Consider the following 26,092-nt stretch of genomic DNA (forward strand, 5'->3'; position numbering starts at 1 on the left):
AACGGAATCATAACATTTTCTGCTGAAACAAGTACTTTGATCCCAACAGGAACTCCCATTGAATCCCTCAAATCATCCACAAGACTCTTTATATATCCTGCTGCAATGACATGCTGCTGATCTGCAGACTGATTCAGGTTCTCATGTACCAAAGAGAGCGCAATAATTCGTCTTTCTGCTTCTCTTAAGACATCTTTTATATTTACATCCTCAATTCCCGAGGCCTGTATATTAATAAGGCTTGATATTATCTGGAGATTATTTCTGACCCTTAAGTGTATCTCATCTATTAAACGCTCTTTATCCCGCAGAGCTTTTCTGATCTCAGTTACATCCTCAAGAATAATTGTAATCCCGGGACTTCCGTCATCAAAGACTGTCGGTATTAATTTTACCAAAAAGAAGTAATTCCCGGATTCATCTTCCCATTCAATCTCTTTAGCCTCATCAGAGCCGCGTAAAAGCTCATTAATTGATTTTAGCACAGAAGCATTTGATACAACCGGCAGGGAAGATTCCGGGAGTTTTATACCCATCATATCATCACGTTCATAGCCTGTGAAAAGGAGAAAATTGTCATTTGCCTGAACAATACGCTGATCAGCATTTAAGACAAGAATGGCATCTGAAGAAAAATCAAGCATTGCAGATATCGGAACACGGTGTGAGAGGAAATAGACCTTCGCAACACCTATGCTCCTCATGTCAACATGCCCCGATATCAGAAGCATATTCAGATATTTGGAGACTGAATTGCGATTCATATTTAGAAGTCTTGAGATATCTGTTATACTCAGACCTCTCGGCTCTTCCTTTAGAAGCTCCATTACTCTTGCGAGCTCTCTTTTGCTTTCTTCAATCTGCCTTGACATAAGTTCTCACGGACATGGTAATTTTGCTTTTAATAACACTTAAGGGTTACCCAAATGATATGCAATATTGCTGCGATAGATTAAATCCGTTGTAATTGGAAAATAACAAAAATTTATTCTTTTTATTAATCATTTTAGTCTCAGATCCAATCCTGTATTTATTGTTAATTTAAAAAAAGACTTTTGAGTCTGTAATCTTAATAATAAACCTTAAATTTTTGACCTTTTTTATGCCATCAGTAACTATTTTTACTGAACAGAGAAGAAGTATAAACATACATTGATAGAAGAATTTTTTGCTGCCGCGTCACTGACAGGTTTTGTACTTTTTCTGATGCCGGGACGCTTTCGAAAATATTTTGCGGTATTTGCCTGGGTTTCTCTTGTGGCAATGATATTTGCAAATTTCCCTGAATACATCCACGATAACAATATCGCATACCCGTTAATCGCTATAGCATCTCTGCCAGTCCTTTTTGCAACAGTAAAAATGCTCATGAAAGATGACAAAACTGTTTTTTCTGCAACAAGAGGCGCTGCGGTTGCATTTCTAATCTATGCACCTTTTGCATATATTGAGCAGGCTAAAAACCTCCTCATATCTGCAAATGTGTCAATGCTGCAGTGTTTTCTGGACTATGTCGGATTTACCTATACTATGTCCGGCTGGAATATGTTTCTGCATGATATATTCAGGGTCGAGATTGTGCTCGGTTGCACAGGAATACAGGCTATTGCTGTTTTGATTGGGGTTTTGGCAGCAATACCATCAGAAACTTCAAAAAAGGTACTGTCAGCAGCCATTATTATAATAACAGTTGTTGCAATGAATTTTCTGAGAAATATTTTTGTAATACTTGCATATACACAACAATGGTTCCAGTTTTTCCCCGAAATCGCCTCAAACGGCCAGTACGGATATGAGAGTTTTTTCTGGGCACATAATATCATATCAGAGTTCGGACTTTCCCTTCTTACAATAGTAATCATCGGGCTGGCACTTCTAAAAATAAATCCCGGGTTTAAGGAATTCATTAGGGAATTAATATCAGTTTATTCAAAAGAGCTGAAAATAATATTTAAATCAGGAAAATGAGCGTCATAATTATGACCTGCCCATATTAATTCACGAGAATTAAATCAGTATAATTTATTGGTGCGTAAGTGGTAATTTTTATATCACAAATGGCTGCAATTCTTCTTACACTATCTCTTATATCATTTGTAATATTCTTAATGCCAATTGACTTCAAAAAATATTTCGCAGCTTTGGGATGGCTTTTTCTGGGAATTTTTTTCGTCGGTACATCAGCACTATACCTTATAGAAAATGAATTTGTTTATCCGTTTATTGCACTTCTTTCACTGCCGGTTTTTATAATTACAATTAAAAACTGTCTTCTTGAGGACAAAACAGCACTTCAGATCACAACTGTCGCATCCATAGCCTTCCTGATATACTCGTTTGTTGCGTTCATCGACCCCTTTTCAGAATGGATGATTGCGTCCCAGGTGGAAAATACTGTCCTTGCACTGACAGCAATCGGCCATCCCGCATCGGTCTCGACATGGGACACAATACTCAGCAACGGCTACATTATAATAATAACCATTTCATGCACACCGATTGTCGGAACAGCAGTAATGCTCGGACTTACAGCCGGTGTTGACGGAACAAGACAGCAAAAAATTCTTGCCTGTCTTTTTGTAATTTTATCACTTGCCATCCTCAATATCGTCAGGCTGATATTTGTCGTAGTGGCATACTCGGAACAGTGGTTCCCTTACTTCCTTGAGATCGCGTCAGGCGGTTATCCGGGATATGAAAGTTTTTACTGGGCACATAATGTTATCGGCAGAATAAGCTTCACCCTTCTTGCAATAGTTGTTGTCGGAGGCGGTCTGATTGTTTTTATACCGGCTATAAAGCAGTTTTACTCAGACATTCTTTATTTCTATTACAGAGGACTCAAAAGAATGGCAGATTCATTTTTAAGAATCTTTAAATCTGATTAAAATAATTTTTTAACTATGGAAGAATCCCTCTTCCCGCGTATATTATTATCAGCACCCGGGGGCCGTTTTTTAATTGAATAAAATAAATGAAAACGCCGTTAAATTAAAAAAAAGGCGTTCATATAATTTTTATCTCTTCATTGCAGTTTTTTTAATTGCACTTTCTATTATTATATTGTCAATATCTGCCGGATTCATTTACTCAGAGAATATAATCCATAAACAGGCGGAAATTTCCCAGAATGAGGTCATTGAACGTATATTCTATGATACCGAACTTGTAAATACCGGCCTTGAGATGTATGATACTTCTCTTAACAACAGGGTTGAGGCTTATTTCCAGTATTTCATGGAAGAGTATGAGAAAAGCGGCGGTAATCCTGACACAATGGATCTCTCATCTGTTGCAAAAAAAACAGGCGACGGCGTAACTCTCTACATAATAAATAAAAGCTATGTGATAACCCATGCGACAAACCCGGACAGCATAGGTCTTGATTTTAAAAAATACTCACCCTATTATATAGAGTATCTTGAAAATATCAGGACTTCAGACGGGGAATTTTTCCCGGAACGTGTTGTAACAGAAATTGAGACAGGACTTCAGAAGAAATTCGGATATATGCCAACGCCTGACAACAGATATATCCTTGAGATAGGCCTCTATGACGAGGAGTTCGACAAAGTCAGAAAAGAACTCAAATTTTCTGATAATATAGAAGAGATTGCCAAAAACAGCCCTTATATTACGAGTGTCCGGATCTTTAACAAATTAAAAGAGCCGGTCGGGGATTGTGACTTTTCTCCGGAACCTGAATTCATAAGCTTTCTTGAGGGAATTTTTGCATCAGAGACGGGAGTGGATGTAACAGACCCAAAAACAGGAGAAACCCTTCGGTATCTCTATATCCCACTTAAAAGTAAAACATACGGCTCTGATAACAGTCTTATTGTCGAACTTGGTCTTGACAACGGTCCGCTGAATAAGATGGTTGAAGGAATTTTTTTACAATACCTCATAATTGGTATATTCTCTATTGTCATGTGCATTGCTTTTTCTGTCCTGATATCACGCCATTTTTCTGATGAGATAGAGGGGATTGTAAAAGACATCTCAGTTATTTCCGATGGTGATCTGAAGCATAAAATCAGGGATTCAAAGGTCAGGGAATTTAAAACTCTTGAAGAGAGCATCAATCAGATGGTCGAAAATATAAATAAGAATATTGAGAGATACAAAGAGAGCCAGAAGATTCTCAAAATGGAAAGGGACAGGGCAGAGACTTATTTTGATCTGGCCGAAGTCATCTTTATAGCATCCGAAAAAGACGGGAAAACAAAGGATATCAATAAAAAAGCCCTTCAAATTTTTGAATATTCCAGGGATGAAATAAACGATAAAAATATCTTCGATCTCCTGTTTACAGACAACGACAGGGAGATAGTAAGAAGTCTCTTTATGGAGGCAATAAAATCTGATAAATCCTTACCTTTTGATTTTAAATGCAAAATAAAGACAAAGACGGGTAAAATCAGGGATGTAAGCCTTAACACTGTTATTTTAAAAGATAGCAATGACGAAATCAAAGGGCTGCTTACAACCGGAGCAGATATAACTGACGAGCTTGCAATCAAAAAAGAACTTGAATCGTCCTTAAATCAGAAAAATGTCCTCTTAAGGGAGGTTCATCACAGGGTAAAGAACAATCTCCAGATAATAACAAGTCTCTTTGAACTCAAATCATCCGTCACAGACGATGAAAATCTTCTGAAATTCTTAAAAGAATCCAATTCACGAATCAACTCGATGGCGCTTGTTCATGAGATAATGTACAAATCCGAAAACTTTACAAGAGTGAATGTTCCGGATTATACACGCTCAATAGTCTCCGAAACCTTCTCATGCCACATGCCGGATGCAAAGATTGACGTTGATTATGATATGGATGATGTATTCTTTGACCTTGATCACTCGATACCTTATGGCCTTTTAATTAACGAACTTGTGTCAAATTCTCTTCTTCATGCATTTAAAGGAAGAGATAACGGCAGAATTTCCATATCGCTTAAGAAAAAGGATGATGATAAAATTGTTCTGACGTATAAGGACAACGGCTGTGGTCTTCCCTCTGATGAAATCCTCAAAAACAAAGAAACCATCGGGTTTGATCTTATATCAGGACTTGCAGCTCAGCTTTCAGGAGAGATGCAGATTATAAGAGAAGAAGGAACGACTTTTATTATTGAGATGGAAATGCCTGAAGAGCAGTTAAGATTCTGATCAAAGACTGTATATTATTTCAAAAATTATCCCGCCTGAGATGACAAGCATCAGGCAGAATATAAGTGACGATATGCCGGCCGTCCACCGGAATGCAGAAAGAATGTCAGGGCCGGCGTTGTAAAGACTCCTCTCTTTCTTTCCTATTACATACACACCGGGCTTTACAAACGCCGTTTTAACACCGCCTGCAATGATGGAGATCGGAATTCCCCCGTTAGGGCCTGCTCTTTTCTTTCTGTCTGATAAAAATACCTGCCATGCAGAGCGGGATGTTCCCTTTAATGTAAAATAGATCAGAAGAATCAGTCCTGTAAACCTTGCCGGAATATAGTTTAAAAGATCATCAGTGCGGGCAGAAAACCATCCTATACGCAATCTTTCATCTTTATAGCCCAGCATTGCATCCATTGTGTTAAAAGCCCGGTAGAATGCACAACCAAAGAGTCCGAAGACTGTAAAGTAAAATAGCGGCGATATTACAGAATCAACAAGGTTTTCAGCCATTGATTCATAAGCTGCCGAGAGAATCTCTTCGTCGTTTAAGGATTCTGTATCCCTTGATACAAGCATCTGAACTTCATTTTTACCGCCTCCTGATAAAAGAGCATCCTCCACACATCTTACATGCTCTTCAAGAGATCTCCATGAAAAGCAGATCTTTAAAAGAAACGGGGCCATAATCAAAAAAATTAGAAAAGGGGCATATCTCTCAAAGAGATAAAAGGGAAGCGAAAATAAAAGGGCTGTAAATACAGCCAGAAACACGCCTGAAAATCTCTGAATATATACAGGATAAAATACAGGTCTGCCCCAGAAGCCTATAAATCTCCCAAGTATGGCGACAGGATGCAGTCTGCTGTGAGGATCTCCAATTACCCTGTCAGCGACAAGGGATAAAAGCAGAACTAAGGCCGGCAGCGCCATGCAACAACAACAGCCATTGTAAGAAGAATAATCGATGCAAAGCCTGCAATATTTCCAAAATACAGGTATCCTGCCACGTATGCCAGCCAGCCGGATATCATAAATGCCATTATAACAAGAGGATAAAGGTAATTTTCCCTCCCCGGATTCGGAGACTCTATTTCATCGAGTACATCAGGGATATCAATCTCCTTATCATGGACATTCACTCTAAAAGACTCTTTTACAATCCCGTATCCTGTAATAATATCAACCTGGAAACTGCCTGTGGGAGCTGTCGAGAATACAGGAATGCGAAACTCCATATCCTCCTTTAAGTAGATGTTTTCATGGAGAAAAAGGGTAAAACGTCGGGCGTTTACGACAGATACAGTAACATGGAGAGGGGACCCGTGATTTTTGAGTTTTAATACAACGTCTTCTCCAACCTCAACATCGACACATTCCGGAGCCTCAATCGAGTTGATATTCCTTTTGTTTATATTTATCCTGTGTTCTGCCATTCTTAAAACACCCCCGTATTTTTTAAGATTACTCTTCCTTCTCCCTCGGGAGGAGATCAGGTATTCCCTCTGAAATCGGATAGTCAGTCATACATTTTTCGCACTTTAATTTACCCTCGATTACGTCTTCCTCTCCGCTCTCAAGAATTTGCTTTTTTTCAACTTCCAGTGTTAAATCGCCCTTGCACACAGGACAGCACAATATATCGTAGGTTGACATCCTCATCTTAATTCACCTTTATTATCTTATATCAATTATCTGGGTCATCTCCGGACCGGTGGAGATTAATTTAATCGGAACACCGATGTCTTCTTCGGCTTTCTTTAAAAATTCAAGTGCCTTAGGTGTTAACTGGCTGTATTCGGTTGCACCGAAACACTTTGAATCGACGTGATCAATACCTGTGATAGCCCCGATTGTGCATCCGTTTATCATAGCAGAGTATTTTGCCATCCCGCCGTCCCATACACCAATTCTTCTCTCACGGTGTGTTACTGTCCCAAATTCAGTTATGCCAAGGCGTTTTGAATCTTCGCTTGACATCTCGGTTCCGAAAGGACCTTCTCCGACACGTGTCGGATATGCCTTAAAGACCACTATTACATCATCAATTCTTGTGGGCCCGACACCGTTGTCAGCTGCTATCTGTGATGCAGAGGTATCCTTGCTTGTGACAAACGGATAGGTTCCGAAATAAAGGGAGATTCCAAAACCCTGTGTCCCTTCAAGTAGTACAGTCTCACCGTTGTCAAGAGCGGTGTTTATCTCCAGTGCGGCATCGATAAGATAATTTTTTAGTTCAGGAATGTCCTTTGCCTGTTTTGCAGTCCTGTTCACACGTGCAACGTTTGCAGGTCCGCATCCGGTTCCTGTTGAACCTATTGTCTTTGAAAGGTGCTCATTGCCTTTGTCCTGGAGAATATGCTCTTCTTCTATTATGCTGCATCTGCCATCGATGAAAACGCGGCCTTCAACGCCTACCGTTTCAATCTCAGCCTTTAAGACATTCGGGTCAACCAGAACACCGCTTCCGATGAGAAGTTTTGCATCCGGAAATACAAAGCCTGACGGGATCATCCGCACACCGTACTCTTTGTCTCCCACCATTACAGTGTGTCCTGCATTCGGTCCGACTCCGCCACGGGAGATTATTGAGGGTTTATCCTTGTGTGCTACATGAGCGACGATCTTTCCCTTACCTTCGTCGCCAAAAAAGCCACCTACAATTATAGTACAACTCATTTATGTTTCATTAAAGATGATGTCAGCATTCCAGATAAAAGTATCATGATGAATTTTTTTGTGGAGGAATCAGCAAAAATTTTCAAAATATTAATTTTTTCATTTTTTCATTATTTTACTGTAATAATTCTTTATCACTCCGATATTACAAAAAACCCGGGACTTTTTTTATCAGCTTCAAAACTTTTTAGGAAATTAAAATAAATCAGGAGATATTATGGATCAGAAAGGTAAAGCGCAGGAATATACTATATTTTATTGAGGAGAGAATATAAGGAAATTATAAAAAAAATATATTTCAGGTAAAATCAATATATATCCAAATTCAGGATTCTAACTTTTTTATAATACCATTAATTACGACCTAATTTTTATTTAAGCTCTAATTCTCTTTTTTTGGAGTGGAAATGTAGGGGTCTGAAACAATCATTAATAAGAGTTTTTAGTGTTTTTTTAGTTTGCCTGTTTATTCGTGATTATAATCATAATTTTCCATAAAAAATCAGACTATAAGATTACGGATTTTGGTATGTCTGCAATGCCCGGAAAGTCTGACGGAATTTTTTTGAACTTTCAGACAATTTTTAGCCGGAATCTCTATTTTTCCAGTGGAAATGAAGGGGTGTAAGAGAATGTCTTCATTTCATCTTATGTTAACTGACAAGAGTTTTAAAAAACCGGCATTTTAAGAAATATTCCAAAAAGAAAGGTTTATATATATTTGTTATTGTGAAAAAATCGCTGTTTTCACTTATGAAACCGGATAAATTACAGACCTGAAATGAACTCTTCAATCCGGCTGACTGATGTCATCAGATCTTCACGTGAGACCGCATAACTACACCTTAAATGGTCTTTTCCACAGGGTCCGAATACATTTCCGGGCACTACTGCGACATGATGCTCTTTTAGGAGTCTTTCAGCAAACTCCTCATCGGAAATCCCGTAATCGCTTATATTTGGGAATGCATAAAAAGCACCTTTTGGCATATGTGTCTTTAAACCTGCCCGGTTTAAACCGTTGACGAAGAGATTTCTTCTTATTTTGTACTCTGAAACCATCTCACGGCACGCATCGGCACCGTTTCTTAATGCCTCAACTGCGGCATACTGGGCGGTCGTGGGTGCAGAAAGCATGACATACTGGTGAATTTTAAGAATTGCACTACAGAGTTCCTCCGGTGCACAGATATATCCGACACGCCATCCGGTCATGGAATATGCTTTTGAAAAGCCGTTTATTGTTATTGTCCTCTCCCAGAGATCATCAACCGAGGCTGCACAGGTTTTTTCACCATCGTACGTAAGCTCGGTGTATATCTCATCGCTTATTAAGAGAAGGTCATGATCAACTATGATATCAGAGATTGCCTTATAGTCATCTCTGCTCATCACACCTCCGGAAGGATTGTTCGGGAAATTACAGAGAAGAACCCGGGATTTTGGAGTGATACTTTCCATTAAGGAATCAGGAGTGAGTCTGAACTCATCCTTTTCCCGGCAGGAAACCGGAACCGGCATTCCGCCGGAGAGCATAACATTTGAACAGTAGGCAATGTATGAAGGATCTGCCACAAGAACTTCATCGCCGGGATTTACAACAGCCCGTATGGCAATATCCAGTGCTTCTGACGCACCGGTTGTGATGATAATCTCATTTTCCGGGCTATAGGAAACACCAAAATTTTCAGCAAGATATTTTTTTATCTCCTGCCTGAGTTCAATAAGGCCGCTGTTTGATGTGTATGCAGTCTGGCCCTGCTCAATAGATCTGATTGCCGCTTCCCTTACATTCCATGGAGTGTCATAATCCGGTTCGCCGACGCCAAGCGATATGACGTCTTCCATCTCCTGTGCAATATCAAAGAACCTGCGTATACCTGAAGGAGGTATTTTACATACGCGTTCCGAGCGAAAATCTCTCATTTTTTATCTCCTTTGTATAAAAACGGATGATCACAATTAAATTCCATTTTCCCTTATATCTCCGGATTTTTGTGTACATGATTATTTTTAACTGCCTGGTAAATTTATTTATCCTATATTCCAATCTTTTTTTGTTACTTTTTGCTGCTTTTTTTAACTTTTTTCAGAAGGTATAAGGGAGCCTCTCTCCTGTTTTTCTTTCAAAGAATTCAAGGCCGTTTTCCTTGTACGTCTTCATAATTAGTATTGTGCCGGTTTCCCTTACCTGTTCCAAGGGTGCAATCTGTTCGGCAACAAATCTTGTTATCTCATGTATATTTTTAGCAACAACTAAAAGTTCAAGATCATATGCACCGCTTATAAGACGAAGTGATCTGACCTGCCTGTGCCTGGAAATTCTCTCAGCTATCTTGTCATAGCCAAAATCTCTCTCAGGTGATACTTTCAGTTCAATTATTGCCGCAACAACACCTTCGCCTGCTTTTTCCCAGTCAACACAGGCCATGTATTTCTTTATCAGCCCGTCCTCTTCAAGAGAGGCGATCCGCTTTTTCACCTCTTCTTCTTTAAGATCCACCATATCTGCAAGAGTTTCGGCCGGTATCCGGCATTCATCCTCAAGAATGGTCAGAATCATTCTGTCCTTATCATCCATAGTATCACTTTAGTTTCCTTTCAGACATTAATCTTTCAAACAGATTTGCATTCTTTGAATTAATTAAAATTACTATGCAAATAAATTTTAGTTTCTTTTATAAAAAAAAGAAGCTTTCAGTCTGAATTTATCTGATGAAATTACCTGAAAAGCGCCTTAAATCTGGATCTGTCAATCTGATTCAGACGCCCCTCGTCAAATCTTTCATCTTTTGCAAGTGTCCTTTTTATACCGGACGTTCCTGTACCAAACCACATCTCTTTTGTTCTTCCATATCTTCCCCTGGATACAACACGGGAATTTATCACACCAAGCATTGTAAGTTCCGAGATGAGATCTGTAATTCTTCTGTGAGTCAAAACGTCAACATCCAAAACCTGGGCGACATCACGGTAAACCTGTGCAACTTCTCCTGTTGTGAATACCTGCTTGTTCATCTCTGAGAGAATCAGCATTGAATATAAAACAGCCTTGCTCTGTGTCGGAAGTGATGATACACATACTATAAGACTGTCAGTCTCAATCTTCTGCTGTGCTTTTTTAACATGGTTTTCCGTAACTCTCAGATCATCTCCCCTTTCTGCAAGCTCTCCTGAAATTCTAAGAAGATCTAATGCACGCCTTGCATCACCGTGTTCCTGTGCAGCAAGTGCAGCACAGAGTGGAATTACTCCGTCGTCCAAAATTCCATCCGCAAACGCAACATCTGCTCTCTGTTTTAGGATATCACAAAGCTGGGGAGCATTATATGGTGGAAATACAAGTTCTTCTTCAGAAAGTGATGACAAAACCCTCGGATCAAGAAAATTTGTAAATCTGAGATCGTTTGAGATTCCAATCATACTTATCTTTGCATTTTTAAGCTCTGAATTGAATCTTGTAAGATTGTAGAGTGTTTCGTCCCCGCTTTTTTTTACGAGTTTGTCAATTTCATCGAGCACTATTACATTTACGCCGCCGATTGCCTCAACCATATTTTTTAGTTCAGAATAAACCTGATCAGTCGGCCATCCTGTCATTGGTATGCTTGATCTTGGTTTGTCACTTGATTTACTCTCCAGATCCTCGAGCTGATTTGCAATCTGAGCTAAAACCCTGTACTGTGTGTCAATTAACTCGCAGTTCAAATGAATGACATTGCATGCCTTCCCCATCTCATGACATGCATTTTCAAGCTCGGCACCGACGTATTTTACAGAAGCAGTCTTTCCGGTTCCGGTTTTACCATAAATAAGAATATTTGATGGTGTCTCTTTTCTTATAGCAGGCGCAAGAATTGATGCAATGGAATCAATCTGTGGTCTTCTGTGAGGAAGAATATGAGGTCTGTAAGAATGTCTTAAAACCTCCCTGTTTTTGAAAATACCTCTATTATTAAGATATTTTGTAAATAAGCCAACTGAAGTGGTGACACCCCCTTCACCAAACTCCGATTCAGCTTCAGTATTTTTTTCTGACAATTTAAACCTCCAAAAATATAACGGGAAAACAATTAACTGTAATCTGAAACCCTGAAATCTTTTCTTTTCTTTTTTTTGAGGACGGCTCCAGATTACAAACGGAGTCAGATTTACTGATTGGTCCCGGATTATAAGAAAATGCGGAGTCTCTATACCCCATATTCGAGTCCACAAATTTCCGTAACTATAGTCTAAGGAATTAATTCCTTATTAACCCCACTGTTTCCACTGGAAAAAGAAAGAAAAAACAATGAAGATAAATAAAAAGTGAAATTAATTTCCTTTCTTCTAAAAAATAAAAAAGAGGAATGAATAATTACTGATGAAAAGTGAATAAAGAAAGTAAAAAGATTAAAATTTCTCCTTTTTTCTCTTTTTAAAAAAATATTTTGAAAATTTTTTTGGGTTTTTCTTTTTTTTGGCAAAGTAAGAAAAAAACAATTTAATTAAATTTCTTTTGAAAATGAAACAGAATTTTTTCGGGAAACACCCACCCCTTTATTTCCACTGGAATCTTTTTTTTTTATCAGGTGCTTTGTGTGCCGGAGAATATTGCATAAAAAATAATATTAGTTGAGAATAGTCATTTCTTAGTCTGTAAGTAATACTATATAAAATAATTTAAAAAAAACGTAAGAAAAGGAAAAAATTTTAAACCAAAATGATGAGTTTAAAAATATGTGAGAATTTCAGAATTCCATTCAAAAGATTAAAAATATTTTTCGTCTTTTTTTTATTCTCCTTTTTTATTCTCCAGTGGAAACAAAGGGGTAGGTCTTGTTTTCAATAAAATCATTTATTAGCTCTAAAAATGAAAAAAGAATGAAAAAAACAGCAAAAATGTATAAGAAAAATTCTGAAATATATAAATTCTAAAAGGAAATGTTTCTAAAAACCACTATTAATTCACTAAAGTCAAAAATCCAGACCAATCTGAATCCATTTCCTGAGGAATTCCTTTTTTAGGTATTTCTTTTAATATTTTCTAAATTTTTCTCTCTCTCTTCTTAGGTTTCACTCTTTATTTCACTCATTATTACTAAATAAATTTCCATAATTTTTATTCTCTTTCTTCTTTTCCGGAGTATTTCCTTCATAAATATCTGACTTTTTTTAATTTTTTATTTTTTTCTCTTTTTTAAGCATTTTTACACTCAATAAAATTACACCCACTTAAATTTTATCTTCACCTGAAAAATTTAACAAACTTTTCCACCCTCTCAAAAAAGTTATGAAAATAAAATATAAACAAAGAAAAATCAATCATAAATTCTAAAAAAGTATAAAAAAAATTTGGAAAAGTTGATTTTTTGCAGAATTTTACCTGAGAATCATCACTTTTTTTCCAGATTTATTTTGAAACATCCAAAAGAGCCACTCTTTCAAGGACGAGTTCTGTAAATCTCTCCTTTCCAACTGACTCAGTCTCTTTTTCAGAGATCTCAAATATTTTCATAAGCCGTTTCATTTTTTCATCCGGAATTTTGTTCTTTTTCAATTCAGTATTTTTCAATTCAGCTTTATTATTTTCCCCCTCAAAATTCTGAGAAAATTCAAAGATATTCTTTAATTTTTCAAAAATATCTTTGATAATAAAAAATTTTTCACTTTTTTCTTTATCTTTTAAATTGTCTTCATCTTCCTTTTTTTTATTGTTTTCCATTACACAGACACAAATGTATAGAGAGTTTTTTCCCTTTTTAAGACCAAATTTTGCCCCCAGACTGCATTGTCTCGTTCCTGCCGCATAGAGTAATACCTCCATTTCAAAAGAGTTTGAGATCGGTTTTTCATCAAACCAGGATCTTTTTGCATGAAAAACAGCACTTTCTATGTGTTCATACCCGGTAATGTTCTCTTCATTTATACATATTATATAGGCATTATATTCGTCTGCAGTTTTTTTTATAAGTGAGAGATATTCCGGGATATTGTCTATATCGGCTGTAGCAGTCCTGATTCCGCAGAATAATATCTTTTCATCAGAGAGATTTGTCAACACAGTAAAAAAATCACCAAAGTCACTGGTTTTATCACCCAGAAGAATATCATATTTTTCTATTCCGAAAACTTCAGTATCTGTCATATTATCCTTCTCACAAATTTTTCACATTTTTAAAAATATCGTAATTTTTTTGTAATTTTTTTTGGTTATTAGTTCCATTATCGTTACATATTTTAATTATTCTTATGCTTTTTTTCAATTTTTTGTTTTTTCAATTCATCAATTTTTAGTTTTTTTCAGAATTCAAAGAGTGATTTCTGCTCTTTTGCCTGTGGTTCTTTACTCTCCTGGTTCTTGGTAATTTTTTTTCCTTCCTTTTTTGAAGGGGATTTTATTTTGTTTATTTTGTTTATGTTGTTTTCAGAGTAAGAATCTTTCATATCTGGCTCTGTTTTTTCGGATTTTTTTGATTTTTTGGTATTTTCACTCTCAAATCCGGAATAATCCCGGTCTTCTTTTTCAACCTGATTTAAAATCTGTCTTGCAATTTTCTGGCCGAGAATGGCGGACAACTTATCGTAATTTGTGGCTCTGATTTTGGAAGGTCCTGTAATACCGTTGTTAAACAGTCTTCTTGCACGAACGCGTCCGATATTTTTGAGTTTTACGAGAGGTATCAGTTCTTTCTTTACACCGTGTCTCATTCGAAGACCGGTCTCTGTTACCTGCATTTTTAAATCCGGAGCCATCATCTGCGCAATTCTTGAAGCGGAGTACAAGAGCCAGTTAACCCCTTCAACAACATTGTAAATGTCACCCGGACCTACACCGAATCTTTTACAGATGGTATCATCACCGACTTCTGATATCCAGTTGTCAAGAAGCATCGCGGTTTTTAAAACCCTGAAATCCTCTTCCATTGTATCATATGAGATCTCACTCCATAGTTCGTCTTCATGCTCGTAGTAAAAACTTTCAAGAACCGGGATATCATCTTTTTTGACGTATAAAGTGTACATATCCGGAGTTTTGCATAAAAGCTGCAGAAGACCAATGTCGGAAAATACGGGAGGCAGTTTTTCTTCTTCTGATTCCTGGCATGTTTCAGGCAGTTTTTTAGCTTTTGTTCTGAGTGAAACATCAGACAGCAGAATTTTTTGCTTTTCCCTGAGAACTGTTGTGATAATTTCGGCGCTCACCGGATTTATGTAAAGGCGTGATACGAGATTTCCATATTCTGTTGCAGAGAGATTTTCGTCGATTTTTGTGATCATCCCTGCTGATTCCAGATAATCTACTGCTTTATCAACTATTCCGGCAAGGTAAGCACTTTTTTTATTTGTATAGACATAAAATGTTCTTTTTAGAAAAGAGATCAGCTCTTCTGTATTTTTGACAAATCCGGTTGAAATAAGGGAGAGTATCTGTGCACTGAGTGCAGATTCATCGTCAAGACGGGATCTTACATCTTCTGCCGGAGCTTCAATAAACTCTTCAAAAAGTCCGTTTGCCATATCACGGCCTTTTGCAATCAGAACAGATTCACCGTAAGGGTCAAGCCGGGGTCTTCCTGCCCTTCCCGCCATCTGCCGGTACTCACGTACAGGAATGGGAACCATACCCTCACCTCCCTTAAATCTTAAAAAATCGCGGATTATAACACGTCTTGCGGGAAGATTAAGGCCTGCGGCAAGGGTCGGTGTTGATGATATGACTTTTATGTGTCCGTCTCTAAATCCCTTCTCAATGAGCTGCCGCTGCTCTCTTTTCATCCCGGCATGGTGAAATGCAGCACCTTTTCCGGTGCAGACAGCAAGGGTTTTTCCCATGTCTGTTTCAGATACGGCTTCGAGCTTTTTCTGGATATCTTCAAGTTTATCATCAGAAAAACCTGTTTTTTCAAGTGCTGTTGCCATTCTTTTTGCAAATCCTTCCGCGTTTCTTCTTGAATTTACAAAAACGAGGCATTGTCCGCCTTCATCTATGCAGTCGAGACAGAGATTTGAATCATCGTTTTTTGTCGGAACTTTGATCTTTTTCTTATCTTCTTCCTCAAAATATATTGTATCGCTGAAAAAGACTCCCTCTTTTAATTTAACAGGTCTCCAGTCAGATGTCACATGATCCGCAGAAAGCCACCCTGAAAAGACTCTCGGGTTTCCGATTGTTGCTGTTAAAGCCAGTATCTGCATATTTTCGTTGAGATATCTGAGTTTTGTTATCACCATCTCAAGTGTTGCGCCTCTGTTTTCGGAATCTATCAGGTGTGCCTCATCCAGGACAAGGCAGTTTATAAGATCCATCCATTTCGCATTGTTTCTGAGAAGAGAGTCAGCTTTTTCGCTTGTTGTAATTATTATATCGTTTCTTCCGAGGTACTCATCGCGTTTGTTGAGATCTCCTGTCGCAATTCCTACCTTCACACCTTTATCTGCGAATTCCTCAAATTTTTCGGACGCAAGCGCCTTTAGGGGAACGATATAGAGGCATTTCCCCCCATTTTCAATCTGACGGTGCATTGCCATCTCTGCAACAAGTGTCTTTCCGCTTGCAGTCGGGATTGATATCAGGAGATTTTTCTCCTCTAAAAGTCCTTTTTTGACGCATTCTTCCTGGGGAGGGTACAACTCAGTGATCCCCTTACTCTCATATGCGTCTGTAAGAGCCTTTGGCAGAGAAAGTTCTGAGAGCATCATAATTTTTAAAGACCCCCCTTTGTTTCCAGTCTATATAGAATTATATTGGGTGTAATCCTAAAAAAAGCTAAGAATTGAGATTTTTTTTTCACTGGAAATTCAGCTTCGGTATAATTTGCGACAAATCCAAAAGCGGCAGGGATTTTAAAAGAATAATCTTTGATAAGGGTGAAATCCTTTAAGAGATAACAGGCCGGATTTCCTGTAATATCCAAAACCCTTTTTTTAAAGCAAAAATAAATTTCCATGTCCTCAGATTTCCGAATTTTGTTGGCGGATACAGGTTTTATATTCAATCTAATCAGATTTTGTCTTTTAGCCGGTTTTTTCAGCTGAAAGTTATTGGATAATATTTTTATTGGGTGTGAGGCAGGCGGCCTCAGTCACCATCTCATATTAAGAAATATTAGTAGTAGTATTCAAGTATGTTTGTCTTGGCCTCTTTCTTCTTCCTGTCAAGGTAGGAGAATACACTCTCGTGTGGCAGACCTTCAATTAACATCTCAATTGCGGTCTTTGCGGTTTTAACCTGATCGAATTCGCCTATTATTGCGACAGTCTTTCCGGAGATTGAGAGTTCGGCGCCTGTTAAATGTTCAATCTGTTCGCGGGATTTGCCTGCCTTTCCTATGATTCTTCCCCTGATTCTCTCCATCTGTTTGGGTGTGTTTGCACTTGTGCCGAGATTGACGATATCAAGGATTATGTCCTCATCTTCAAGGAGGGTGTATGCCCTCTCCGGTGAAAACCCGCGGTTAATTGCACGAACGATATCGGCAGTCTTTAAGACTGCAATCGGGTCTTCAGCCTCTATTGTTACAATGCCGTCATCACTATCGACTTCAAGTTTGGTACCTGTTTTTTTCTCTATCTGGCGTCTTGTCCTGCCGCCTTTTCCGATAATAACCGCAATCCTGCTCTGGGTTATTTTTTCTTCCTGTATTGTCATATTTTTCCCTTCCTTGTATATCCTTACTATTAACTCTATAAGTGTAAAATATTTGGCGGGAATAAAAATTATCAGGAGCAGTATAAGCAGTATATATTCTGAATAAATACTTTTTAATCATATCATCAAAAATTCTTATCAGGATGAAAAAAGAAACTGGTTTTTTATTTATTGCCATTCTGGTAGTGTTTTTCGTTTTTTTTGCCGGATGTACTTCTTTTTCTGATCAGAATATTTCTTCGGATGTTAAAGTCCCGGATGCAGAATCTGCGGACTATCTTATGCAGACAGAGCTTTCTGCTCTTCAGGGTGAAATTTTTGACAGTATTGGCACTTTAATGACATATGTTGAGGAATGTGCGTTTTATGCCGGCAAAGAGGATATGAAATCATTTAAATGCAGGGCATCAGAAATAATTTCAGAAAATGAAAAGATCACCGGCGTTGCATACATTGGAAATGACGGTGTTCTAATAGATATTATTCCTGAATCAGAAGGTATTGCCCCCGGTGATTCCCTCTCATATCAGGATTCTGTAGCTCTCATGAATCAGAGAAAAACTCCCCTTTTAACCGATCTTTTTGAGCTAAAGCAGGGCGGATATGCGGCTGCGGCTTACTATCCCGTCTTTTCCGGCAGCAGTTATGAGGGATTTATCAGTCTGACCTTCAGTCCGGAGAGTCTTTTCAGTGAATACGCACAGCTATTAAAGAACGAAACCGGTTTTGAGGTTATGGCGTTACAGAAAGACGGCATTATTCTTTATGATCCTGATGAGAAGGAAACCGGCACTCCGACTTTTAATAATCCGGCATATGAGGATTTTCCCGGTATTGTTGCAGCGGCTGAAAAAATTGTAAAGGAATGGTCCGGAAGCACTGATTACAGTTATTATTCAACCGGAACGAAAGAGACTGTTGATAAGAGATTATTCTGGACAACGGTTGAGGCCGGCAATAATGACTGGAGAATAATGGTTATTCGTAATATCGGGAAGCCTTAAAAATTAAAACCTCCCTTAATCTGTAATTTTTTCTCCATTTATACTCCGGGGTTTTATTGTATAGTATGAATCCCGGAAAAATGTTATATAGTTCTAACATGTTATATAGATCTAACAAAGTGTTATTAATTTCTAACACGTTTTAGAAAACACTAAAAAGGAGATAATTATGGAGAAAAGAGACAGACAAATAGTTATTACCGCTATTTTAGGGATTTTAGCTATAATAATTGCACTTCTGGTAATTTATTTAAGCACGGGAGGAGTCTCTCCTGCTGTTGTTGTATGGGGACTAATGATTATTGCACTCCTTGCAGCACTCACGGCTGTAAAAACAGGGAGAAAAAAGGAGTATAATTATGCAGGTGCTGCCGCAGGCGCCCTGATGGTGGTTGCAGGACTTATGATCAGCGTTTTTTCTTTTTTTGACAGCGGAGGGATAGCAGGTTCGGGGATGATTACCGGCGGATTTATCCTGCTGTTCATCTGCCTGATATCACTAAAAAGACCTGCTGACCGGGATATCAGGGACGAGCGTTCATTAAAGATTGGCACATGGGCGATATCGTACTCCTGGTATCTTACCTTTCTTGCAGTCATTGTGATGTTCTGGCTCTCATACTTTGATATTGTCTTAATAAAGGCGGAATCTGCTCTTGGAGTTTTGATACTGTTTATGCCTCTTAGTACAGTTGTATTCCAGTGGTATTTCTCAAAGAAGGGCGATGTATATTAAAAAATAGATTTTTGGGAGACTGTGATGGATACTAAAATCAGGGAATTCCGGGCAAAGAAAAAGATTACACAGGCAGAGCTTGCAGAATTGGTTGGTGTCAGGCGGGAGACGATTGTTTTTTTAGAGAAGGGGAAGTACAACCCCTCCCTAAAACTTGCACATGATGTTGCAAAAGCGCTTGACACAACAATTGAGGAGCTTTTTATATTTGATGATTAGGTATCCAGGTAGGAAAATTAAGGGAATTACTGAAATTCAACTATCAAAAAGATTTATAGTAGTGTACCATCTCAGAATTGTTAAGGTGCGAAATTGAGTATTTTTGATAAAATTGTGGGGAGAAAAAAAATATATGAACGCCCTTCTCCTGATAATTCATATAATGCATTATTAGAATTAGAAAAATCTCTCCCTGATAATGTTATATTGGAATGTGATATACCATTAGATAGGCTAAAATCAGTCGAAAAGCAATTACCCACAAATTGGATGTACAAAAAAATTTATGATCCTCTGCAATTCTCTATTCGACATATATCACTTCGTTCATCTATGCTTGGAGAATATGATAACACAATTAAAATATGCTCAGATGGACTCCTTCAATTTCCAGATGATCCATATTTACTCTATATGCTTGGCAGAACATTTTCAGATATGGGAAGAGTTACAGGAGAAGAAGGTCATATCAACAAAGCTATCGATACATTAGATAATACAATTAAATTATTTCCAAATTTTCCCGACGCATATTTTGAACGAGGTAAGTGTAAATTATTTCTGAATCAACTGGATAATGCTGAACAAGGTTTTTCAAGAGCTATTGAATTTGAGTCTGATGATCAATCAATAATAGCATTTAAAGAATATTTAGACCATGTCAAATATTTGAAAGCTGAGAATATGTAATGTAAAGAATAAAGTTAAAAAAAATTAAATAAGTTTTTTGCCGGCATCAGGGCCCGGTCTGCACTCAAAGACTTCTGTTACCTTTATTACAAAAAGACCTTTTGCCGGAAGATTCGGGTTGCCGTCATGAAACATCTTCTTTGCTGCTTCATATTCCTCACCTGATGTCTCCATCTTTGCGTCACCCTTAATCTGGTAGCACCCCTTTACACCCTCACCATAGAGGTAGATTGATGCATGCGGGTTTTCTGCAACATTTGCCGCAGTCTTTAGCATAAAATTGTCAAGAATCCAGATTGTTTCGGGGTCTTTTAGGTGCAGGGTTGCCATTGGTGCGACATTTGTGATTCCATTCTTTGATGCGGTTGCGAGAGGCACAACTTTTGTGTTTTTGAATGCCTCAATAATTTCTTCGCTTAATTTTACCATTATTTTTCCCTCCTTTTTTGATTTCAGAGTATTTTGATCTTAATCACGTTATAAATTTGCTTCAGCCTGCGGAGCTCTTGCAGTATTTTTTATTGACAGCCGCTCCATCCGCAGTTTTTACAGGTTCCCTGATTGCAGCCCTCGCCGAATTCAAGTTCGCAGTCGCATTCAGGACATCTGTTCTTTTTTGAAATTTCACTATCTGTCACATTGGAAATTTCCCAGTCGTTAAGTGTTGTAATCTGCTGGTTGGATGCCGCAAGATCTATGCACTTTCCGACAACATCAGCACAGGAGAGACCTTCGGAATTTTTGTTTTTAATTGCCGATACACAGTTTACCTTTGCAAACTGGCGGATGAACTTCTGATACGGGACGCCGTTCTGAAGACCTGTTGAAATTGATCGTCCGAGTGCGTTTGAGTTCGCATCGCAGCCTCCGATTCCGACAGTTCTGATAAAAACCTCCCAGGGATTTCCGTTTAAGAGATTTACAGTTACATATAAGCGGCAGCATCCCGACTGGCACAGGTATGTCTTTCCGGAAAGCTCCTTTGGTCTCGAAATTATGGTTTCAGCCGGAACTTCCTCCGGTTTTTCTGTCTTTTCTGAGAGTTCTAAAACAACGCTCTGGCGGCTTCCTGTCCTGTATATTGTAAGACCTTTGATTCCCTCATGCCAGGCAAGAAGTAAAACAGCTTCTATATCCTGCTTTGTTGCGGAATTTGGCATGTTAATTGTCTTTGAGATAGATGCATGGACACTCTTCTGAAACGCTGCCTGCATAAGGACATGGGATTTCCAGTCGATATCAAGTGCAGTCTTAAAAACTCTTCTGAAATCCTCCGGCAGCCATTTTATATCCTGAATTGAGCCTGTCTGGTGGACGTGTTCTATCACCTCTCTTTTCAGGTTCTCTTTTTCGGATTTAGTCTTATTAAGAGAAAGAATTGTCTTCTCAAGTTCTGAATCAAATATCGGGTGGAGAATCTCAAATGTCTTCTGCACTGTGTCCTTTCTGGTATATGCGAATGAGAAGACAGGTTCAATACCACTTGAACACTCCGCAAGAATGGATATTGTGCCGGTAGGTGCAATCGTTGTTGTGCATGCGTTTCTTACCTTATAATCACCCCAGGCACTACCCTCAAATGCCGGAAATACGCCTTTTTCGGCTGCAATATTGTGCGACTCATCAATAGATATTTTGTTTACAAAATCCATCACATCGCCGCAGAATTTTCTTCCCTCTTCGGAATCATAGGCGAGTTTCAGCATTAAAAGAGCGTCGTGGACTCCCATAAGCCCGAGACCTATCTTTCTTGTCTTCTCTGTGGCCTCCTTTATCTGCGGGATTGGGAAAACGTTTTTGTCAATGATTGCGTCAAGGAAGCGGACAGCAGATCTTGTGCTCTTCTCAAGCGCTATTTTGTCAAGTTTATAGTCTTTAACAAATTTGGAGAGGTTTATTGATCCCAGGACACAGGACTCAAAGTTTAAAAGAGGCTGTTCACCGCAGGGATTTGTGGTGTCAATCGGGCCGAGATTCGGCGTCATATTTTTGCGGTTTATCTCGTCATAGAAGAGAACACCGGGCTCTCCGTTCTTCCATATGCCGTCAATAACTCCTTCCCATATGGCGCCAACTGATATCTCTTCTCCTGTATTCGGGTGGGTTATCCAGACTTTATCAAGGTCTCCTGCCCCAACGAGTTTCATAAATTCATCGTTTAGCATGACCGAGATATTGAAGTTGGCAATATCTCCCTCAGTCTTTTTGGATTTGATAAAACTCAGGATATCAGGGTGCCAGACATTTAAGATGCCCATATTCGCACCCCTTCTTCTTCCTCCCTGCTTTATGACATCAGTTGCAGCATTAAACACCTTCATAAAGGATATAGGCCCTGATGCAACGCCGTCTGTTGAGCATACACCTGAGCCTTCCGGTCTGATATTTGAGAAGTTATATCCTGTGCCGCCGCCGGTCTTGTGGATTAATGCCCCCCATTTTATCGCATTAAATATCTCCTCTATTGAATCGCCGACATAGAGGGTGAAGCAGGCGGAGAGCTGGCCGAGTGTTGTTCCTGCATTCATTAAGGTGGGAGAATTCGGAAGAAAACGAAATGATGCCATCTCTTCAAAGTATTCAGATTTTTCGGTTTCATTCTCCCCCATTGCATCTGCAACTCTTCTGCAGATATCCTCAAACGAGGATTCGCCCCCGCGAAGGTATCTGGCCTGAATTATGCTCTCTATTATTGAACTGCTCATAAATTTCTCCGCTATTACCGGTGGTATATCCGGTCTTTATTAATATTAATTTAGGTGATTACACTGTATAAGTCACATGATTATATCCTGATGATAACAATTCCAGTCAGTCCTTTCCGGAAATATCAGGCCGGCCGGGTGTACTCTAATTATTGAATACCGGAATATGGATGCCCATATCAGGGTTTAAGACACGTGCAACGGAAATTCCTGTGAATTCAAGGATGATAACTTCTGCAACAAGATAGATCTCGGCAAATTCCCGAAGGCAGCCGGTGACTGACTTATCTTTTCTTCCCATTGATGTATGGATATGAATCGAGGGACCGTCCCCGCCGGGATATACAGTTCCTATTCCTATCATCTCCCAGCCGTCTTTTACTATCATACTATGGGGAACGGGGGGAATAACCGGTTCTTTTGGGCCGGTGACAAGCTTTCCCTCTTTTAAGGCGCCAAGGAAGAATATGGCTCCCGATGCCACTTCTTTTTCTTTCAGAAATTGTGTGATTGTCCCTAAAAGATCCTCTCCGTTATCAACCCGCATTACAAAGACCCTGCCTGGCCTTCCTTCTGCATACTCCATGAGGTAATTTTTCTTTTTGCAGATAAAATGTCTTGCCTGACAGATTTATTAAAGATTAAATACCTTTGTGGCGTTTATAAAAATTATAATGTCTTTATCCTCTGTAAGGCAGAAAATGTCGCCCAAAGAGCTTTTGATAGTTCTTGTCATCTCTCTGGGTTCATTTATGTCAGGACTTGATGCCACAATTGTTAATATCGCCCTTCCGACAATAGGAAAGGCGTTTGAAGTTTCAACGGTCACAGTTTCATGGGTCTTAAATGCATACCTGATTATTCTTGTAAGTCTTCTTCTGGCAGCGTCACGCCTTGGAGATATCAGGGGATACCGCAAAATATTCCTCGGCGGATTTATTATTTTCACGTGCGGCTCGGCTGCATGCGGAATTGCACCCTCGCTTGATATTCTTATAATATCAAGGATGATTCAGGCAGTCGGCGGTGCTGTAATCGCTGCACTGGGATCTGTCATGGTGACATCCTATCTTGCATCCTCCCTTCGTGGTCAGGCACTGGGTTTTGTGGCAATGTTCACGATGCTCGGAGCAGCGCTTGGCCCTGTCGTCGGCGGATTTTTGACAAGTGCATTTTCATGGCAGTATATCTTTTATGTAAATATCCCTGTAGGTATTCTTGCAATAATTCTCGGTCTTCATGTTCTGCCCCATATGGCTCCGGTTTCACCAAATGCACGGCTTGATGCACCGGGAGTTGCAGTCATATTTGTCGCACTCGGGTCACTTATCTTCGGACTTACAACACTTCAGGGTCCAGCACCGACAACCGCATATGCCGCACTTTTAGTATCAATAATATTCTGGGCACTGTTCTATGTAAGAGAGCACCGTACACCTGAACCGCTTATAAATTTCAAACTTTTCTCTGCCCGGGCATTCTCTTTTCAGAACATCAATGTGATGATAATTCAGCTTGGAATGGCGGGAGTTATGATTTTAATGCCGTTCTATCTTGAGATGGTAAAAGGGATTCCGACTGACAACGCCGGAACTATTCTTCTGGCTCTTCCCATTGGAATGATACTGACTTCCCCTATTGCAGGAAGAGTTTCAGACATAATCGGGACAAAAAAGCCTATAATAATCGGGTTTGTTATCGCTTCAGCTGCACTTCTTCTCCTCTCGACTCTTAGTGCCAATTCAAGCGTGGGCCATGCGGAGATCTATCTCTTCCTGCTTGGTGCAGGAACAGGTTTTGCATATGCACCTTTGAACAGTGCGGTAATGGGGCTTGTTCCGGCCGAATCACGGGGATCAACCTCCGGTCTCATAAAAATGATGACAAATCTCGGCTCATCACTTGGAGTTGCTCTTGTAATGCTTGTAACAACCGCTGCCCTGGGGCCAAAACTGGCACAAGCCTCTGCTCATACCCTCCCTGCCGCTGAACTTGCAGGTGCGTTTGATGTTGCATTTCTGTTTCTGATGTTCGTGGAAATCCTCGCTATCATTCTTATGCTTGCAATAAAGGAAACCTCGAGTGATTATTCAACAGACGGGGAACCTGTTGCGGTTTATTAAAATAATAAACTGTCTTTTTTGTCTGCTTTGCCTTTTTGAAAAAATCAGCAGTGCCTGAAAAAAATATCAGAAAACTAACATCTTATTGGAATGTTTATAGAATCAAAACGTCTGGATTATATAACCACAGTCAAAAAAGTGTAAATAATGAAGAATTTCCCGGAAACTACTGAAGAAAGCAGGCTTCGCTGGGAGGCAAATGCGGATTGCTGGGATAAACGGATGGGGAATGACTCAAATTTTTTCCATTGCCGTATTGTACGTCCGAATACCGAGAAGCTGCTCAATATTAATGAGGGCGATCTCGTTCTTGATGCTGCATGCGGAAACGGCAATTTTTCTCAGAGGCTTGTTGATATGGGTGCAAGGGTAGTCGCATTTGATTACAGCGAAAAATTAATCGAACACGCAAAACGCCGCCGATGCGGCTATCCTGAAAAGATTTCATTTCATACCTGTGATGCCACAGATAAAAACCGGATACTTGCACTTATGCAGGAGCGTTCCTTTGACAAGGCAGTCGCAAACATGGCTGTAATGGACATCGCGGATATCGGGCCGCTCCTTCACGGGATTTATGAAGTGTTAAAATCCGGCGGGATTTTTGTCTTCTCGACCCATCACCCGTGTTTTATGAAGCCCGAAGGAAAATACAAAACCGCCTGCATTCACGAGGGAGAGAGTATCCGTGGGCAGCCTGTTCTCCAGCTATATTATCACAGGACGCTTGGAGATATTCTTGACCAGTGCTTTGATGCAGGTTTTGTCATGAATGGCTTTTATGAGGAGTATGATGATGACCCGGAGATGCCTGTAATAATCATTGTCAGGCTGAAGAAAAACTAATATGAGCCTGTTTTTTGGGTATAATGTGTTAAGCAAATAATTTCCGGCAGAAAAAAGATTAGGCTTGGAGAGCAGAAAGCCCTGCAGAAAGTTGTTTTGCAGAAATTTTATCTGCCAGGTTCTGCAGACCACGTTATTCCGGCTTCTCAAGGATATAGTAGCCGGTTTCAAATTCTCTCTCAGTCTCTCCAAGGAACTGATCGACTCTCTGGCGCCTTGATGCCCATTCGTTCTCGGCCGCCTGTTCGATCATCTCAATTTCAACTGCCGCCTGGCTTTTTAAGCTGTCGACTGTA

23 protein-coding genes are annotated in these 26,092 nt (G+C 39.3%); 9 read left to right on the forward strand and 14 right to left on the reverse strand.

Annotation, left to right across the window (positions count from 1 at the left end; all coding sequences use genetic code 11):
* A partial coding sequence (locus tag ACTB1O_RS00520; RefSeq protein ID WP_462993184.1) for a sensor histidine kinase occupies positions 1-872 on the reverse strand: 872 nt, incomplete at its 3' end.
* Positions 873-1,152: 280 nt separating this feature from the next.
* Here ACTB1O_RS00520 and artA (ACTB1O_RS00525) point away from each other — a divergent pair.
* The 3 genes from artA (ACTB1O_RS00525) (at position 1,153) to ACTB1O_RS00535 (ending at position 5,169) form a co-directional block, all read left to right on the forward strand.
* Entirely contained in the window at positions 1,153-1,968 is an 816-nt protein-coding gene (artA, locus tag ACTB1O_RS00525; RefSeq protein WP_462993185.1) for an archaeosortase A, read from the forward strand.
* An 89-nt stretch (positions 1,969-2,057) separates the two neighbouring features.
* On the forward strand, positions 2,058-2,888 hold the full coding sequence (artA, locus tag ACTB1O_RS00530) for an archaeosortase A (RefSeq protein ID WP_462993186.1): 831 nt from the start codon (positions 2,058-2,060) through the stop codon (positions 2,886-2,888).
* A 73-nt stretch (positions 2,889-2,961) separates the two neighbouring features.
* Positions 2,962-5,169, forward strand: a complete 2,208-nt coding sequence (locus ACTB1O_RS00535) for a sensor histidine kinase (RefSeq protein ID WP_462993187.1) — start codon at positions 2,962-2,964, stop codon at positions 5,167-5,169.
* Here ACTB1O_RS00535 and cbiB read toward each other — a convergent pair whose 3' ends face one another.
* The 10 genes from cbiB to ACTB1O_RS00585 all read right to left on the reverse strand — a co-directional run bounded on the left by cbiB (position 5,170) and on the right by ACTB1O_RS00585 (position 17,473).
* On the reverse strand, positions 5,170-6,096 hold the full coding sequence (gene cbiB, locus ACTB1O_RS00540) for an adenosylcobinamide-phosphate synthase CbiB (RefSeq protein ID WP_462993188.1): 927 nt from the start codon (positions 6,094-6,096) through the stop codon (positions 5,170-5,172).
* Positions 6,078-6,599, reverse strand: coding sequence for a DUF7524 family protein (locus tag ACTB1O_RS00545; protein ID WP_462993189.1), 522 nt, complete (start codon positions 6,597-6,599; stop codon positions 6,078-6,080). Before ACTB1O_RS00545 ends, cbiB begins: the two co-directional genes overlap by 19 nt.
* A 28-nt stretch (positions 6,600-6,627) precedes the next feature.
* The gene (locus tag ACTB1O_RS00550; RefSeq protein ID WP_462993190.1) at positions 6,628-6,825 is read right to left on the reverse strand and encodes a methytransferase partner Trm112; all 198 of its coding nucleotides are present in this window, start codon (positions 6,823-6,825) and stop codon (positions 6,628-6,630) included.
* 15 nt (positions 6,826-6,840) lie between these two features.
* Positions 6,841-7,842, reverse strand: a complete 1,002-nt coding sequence (locus tag ACTB1O_RS00555; RefSeq protein WP_462993191.1) for an adenylosuccinate synthetase — start codon at positions 7,840-7,842, stop codon at positions 6,841-6,843.
* 768 nt (positions 7,843-8,610) lie between these two features.
* Positions 8,611-9,768 (reverse strand): aminotransferase class I/II-fold pyridoxal phosphate-dependent enzyme, encoded by a 1,158-nt coding sequence (locus tag ACTB1O_RS00560; protein ID WP_462993192.1) that lies wholly within the window; start codon positions 9,766-9,768, stop codon positions 8,611-8,613.
* 163 nt (positions 9,769-9,931) lie between these two features.
* Positions 9,932-10,423: an Lrp/AsnC family transcriptional regulator gene (locus ACTB1O_RS00565; RefSeq protein ID WP_462993193.1), complete on the reverse strand. Its 492-nt coding sequence runs from the start codon at positions 10,421-10,423 to the stop codon at positions 9,932-9,934.
* Between the two features lie 140 nt (positions 10,424-10,563).
* Entirely contained in the window at positions 10,564-11,883 is a 1,320-nt protein-coding gene (locus ACTB1O_RS00570) for an ORC1-type DNA replication protein (protein ID WP_462993194.1), read from the reverse strand.
* 1,351 nt (positions 11,884-13,234) lie between these two features.
* A complete protein-coding gene (gene cgi121, locus ACTB1O_RS00575) occupies positions 13,235-13,969 on the reverse strand; it encodes a KEOPS complex subunit Cgi121 (RefSeq protein WP_462993195.1) in 735 nt (244 codons plus the stop codon).
* Between the two features lie 155 nt (positions 13,970-14,124).
* Positions 14,125-16,524, reverse strand: a complete 2,400-nt coding sequence (locus tag ACTB1O_RS00580; RefSeq protein ID WP_462993196.1) for an ATP-dependent DNA helicase — start codon at positions 16,522-16,524, stop codon at positions 14,125-14,127.
* A 406-nt stretch (positions 16,525-16,930) separates the two neighbouring features.
* A complete protein-coding gene (locus ACTB1O_RS00585; protein WP_462993197.1) occupies positions 16,931-17,473 on the reverse strand; it encodes a KH domain-containing protein in 543 nt (180 codons plus the stop codon).
* A 143-nt stretch (positions 17,474-17,616) separates the two neighbouring features.
* On the opposite strand from ACTB1O_RS00585, the gene ACTB1O_RS00590 reads away from it, so the two are divergent.
* The 4 genes from ACTB1O_RS00590 (at position 17,617) to ACTB1O_RS00605 (ending at position 20,122) form a co-directional block, all read left to right on the forward strand.
* Positions 17,617-18,477, forward strand: coding sequence for a PDC sensor domain-containing protein (locus ACTB1O_RS00590; RefSeq protein WP_462993198.1), 861 nt, complete (start codon positions 17,617-17,619; stop codon positions 18,475-18,477).
* Positions 18,478-18,646: 169 nt separating this feature from the next.
* Positions 18,647-19,213, forward strand: a complete 567-nt coding sequence (locus ACTB1O_RS00595) for a hypothetical protein (protein WP_462993199.1) — start codon at positions 18,647-18,649, stop codon at positions 19,211-19,213.
* A 24-nt stretch (positions 19,214-19,237) separates the two neighbouring features.
* Entirely contained in the window at positions 19,238-19,432 is a 195-nt protein-coding gene (locus tag ACTB1O_RS00600) for a helix-turn-helix transcriptional regulator (RefSeq protein ID WP_462993200.1), read from the forward strand.
* A gap of 93 nt (positions 19,433-19,525) precedes the next feature.
* Complete coding sequence (locus tag ACTB1O_RS00605; RefSeq protein WP_462993201.1) at positions 19,526-20,122, forward strand: tetratricopeptide repeat protein; 597 nt, start codon at positions 19,526-19,528, stop codon at positions 20,120-20,122.
* 24 nt (positions 20,123-20,146) lie between these two features.
* On the opposite strand, the gene ACTB1O_RS00610 is transcribed toward ACTB1O_RS00605, so the two are convergent.
* The 3 genes from ACTB1O_RS00610 to ACTB1O_RS00620 all read right to left on the reverse strand — a co-directional run bounded on the left by ACTB1O_RS00610 (position 20,147) and on the right by ACTB1O_RS00620 (position 23,413).
* A complete protein-coding gene (locus ACTB1O_RS00610) occupies positions 20,147-20,551 on the reverse strand; it encodes a pyridoxamine 5'-phosphate oxidase family protein (protein ID WP_462993202.1) in 405 nt (134 codons plus the stop codon).
* Positions 20,552-20,640: 89 nt separating this feature from the next.
* Complete coding sequence (locus ACTB1O_RS00615; RefSeq protein ID WP_462993203.1) at positions 20,641-22,827, reverse strand: adenosylcobalamin-dependent ribonucleoside-diphosphate reductase; 2,187 nt, start codon at positions 22,825-22,827, stop codon at positions 20,641-20,643.
* A gap of 145 nt (positions 22,828-22,972) precedes the next feature.
* Positions 22,973-23,413: a PPC domain-containing DNA-binding protein gene (locus ACTB1O_RS00620; protein WP_462993204.1), complete on the reverse strand. Its 441-nt coding sequence runs from the start codon at positions 23,411-23,413 to the stop codon at positions 22,973-22,975.
* Positions 23,414-23,528: 115 nt separating this feature from the next.
* Here ACTB1O_RS00620 and ACTB1O_RS00625 point away from each other — a divergent pair, with 115 nt between their 5' ends.
* Complete coding sequence (locus tag ACTB1O_RS00625; RefSeq protein WP_462993205.1) at positions 23,529-24,950, forward strand: DHA2 family efflux MFS transporter permease subunit; 1,422 nt, start codon at positions 23,529-23,531, stop codon at positions 24,948-24,950.
* A gap of 147 nt (positions 24,951-25,097) precedes the next feature.
* A complete protein-coding gene (locus ACTB1O_RS00630) occupies positions 25,098-25,796 on the forward strand; it encodes a class I SAM-dependent methyltransferase (RefSeq protein WP_462993206.1) in 699 nt (232 codons plus the stop codon).
* Positions 25,797-26,092: the final 296 nt, after the last annotated feature.

It is taken from the genome of Methanomicrobium sp., assembly GCF_055145805.1.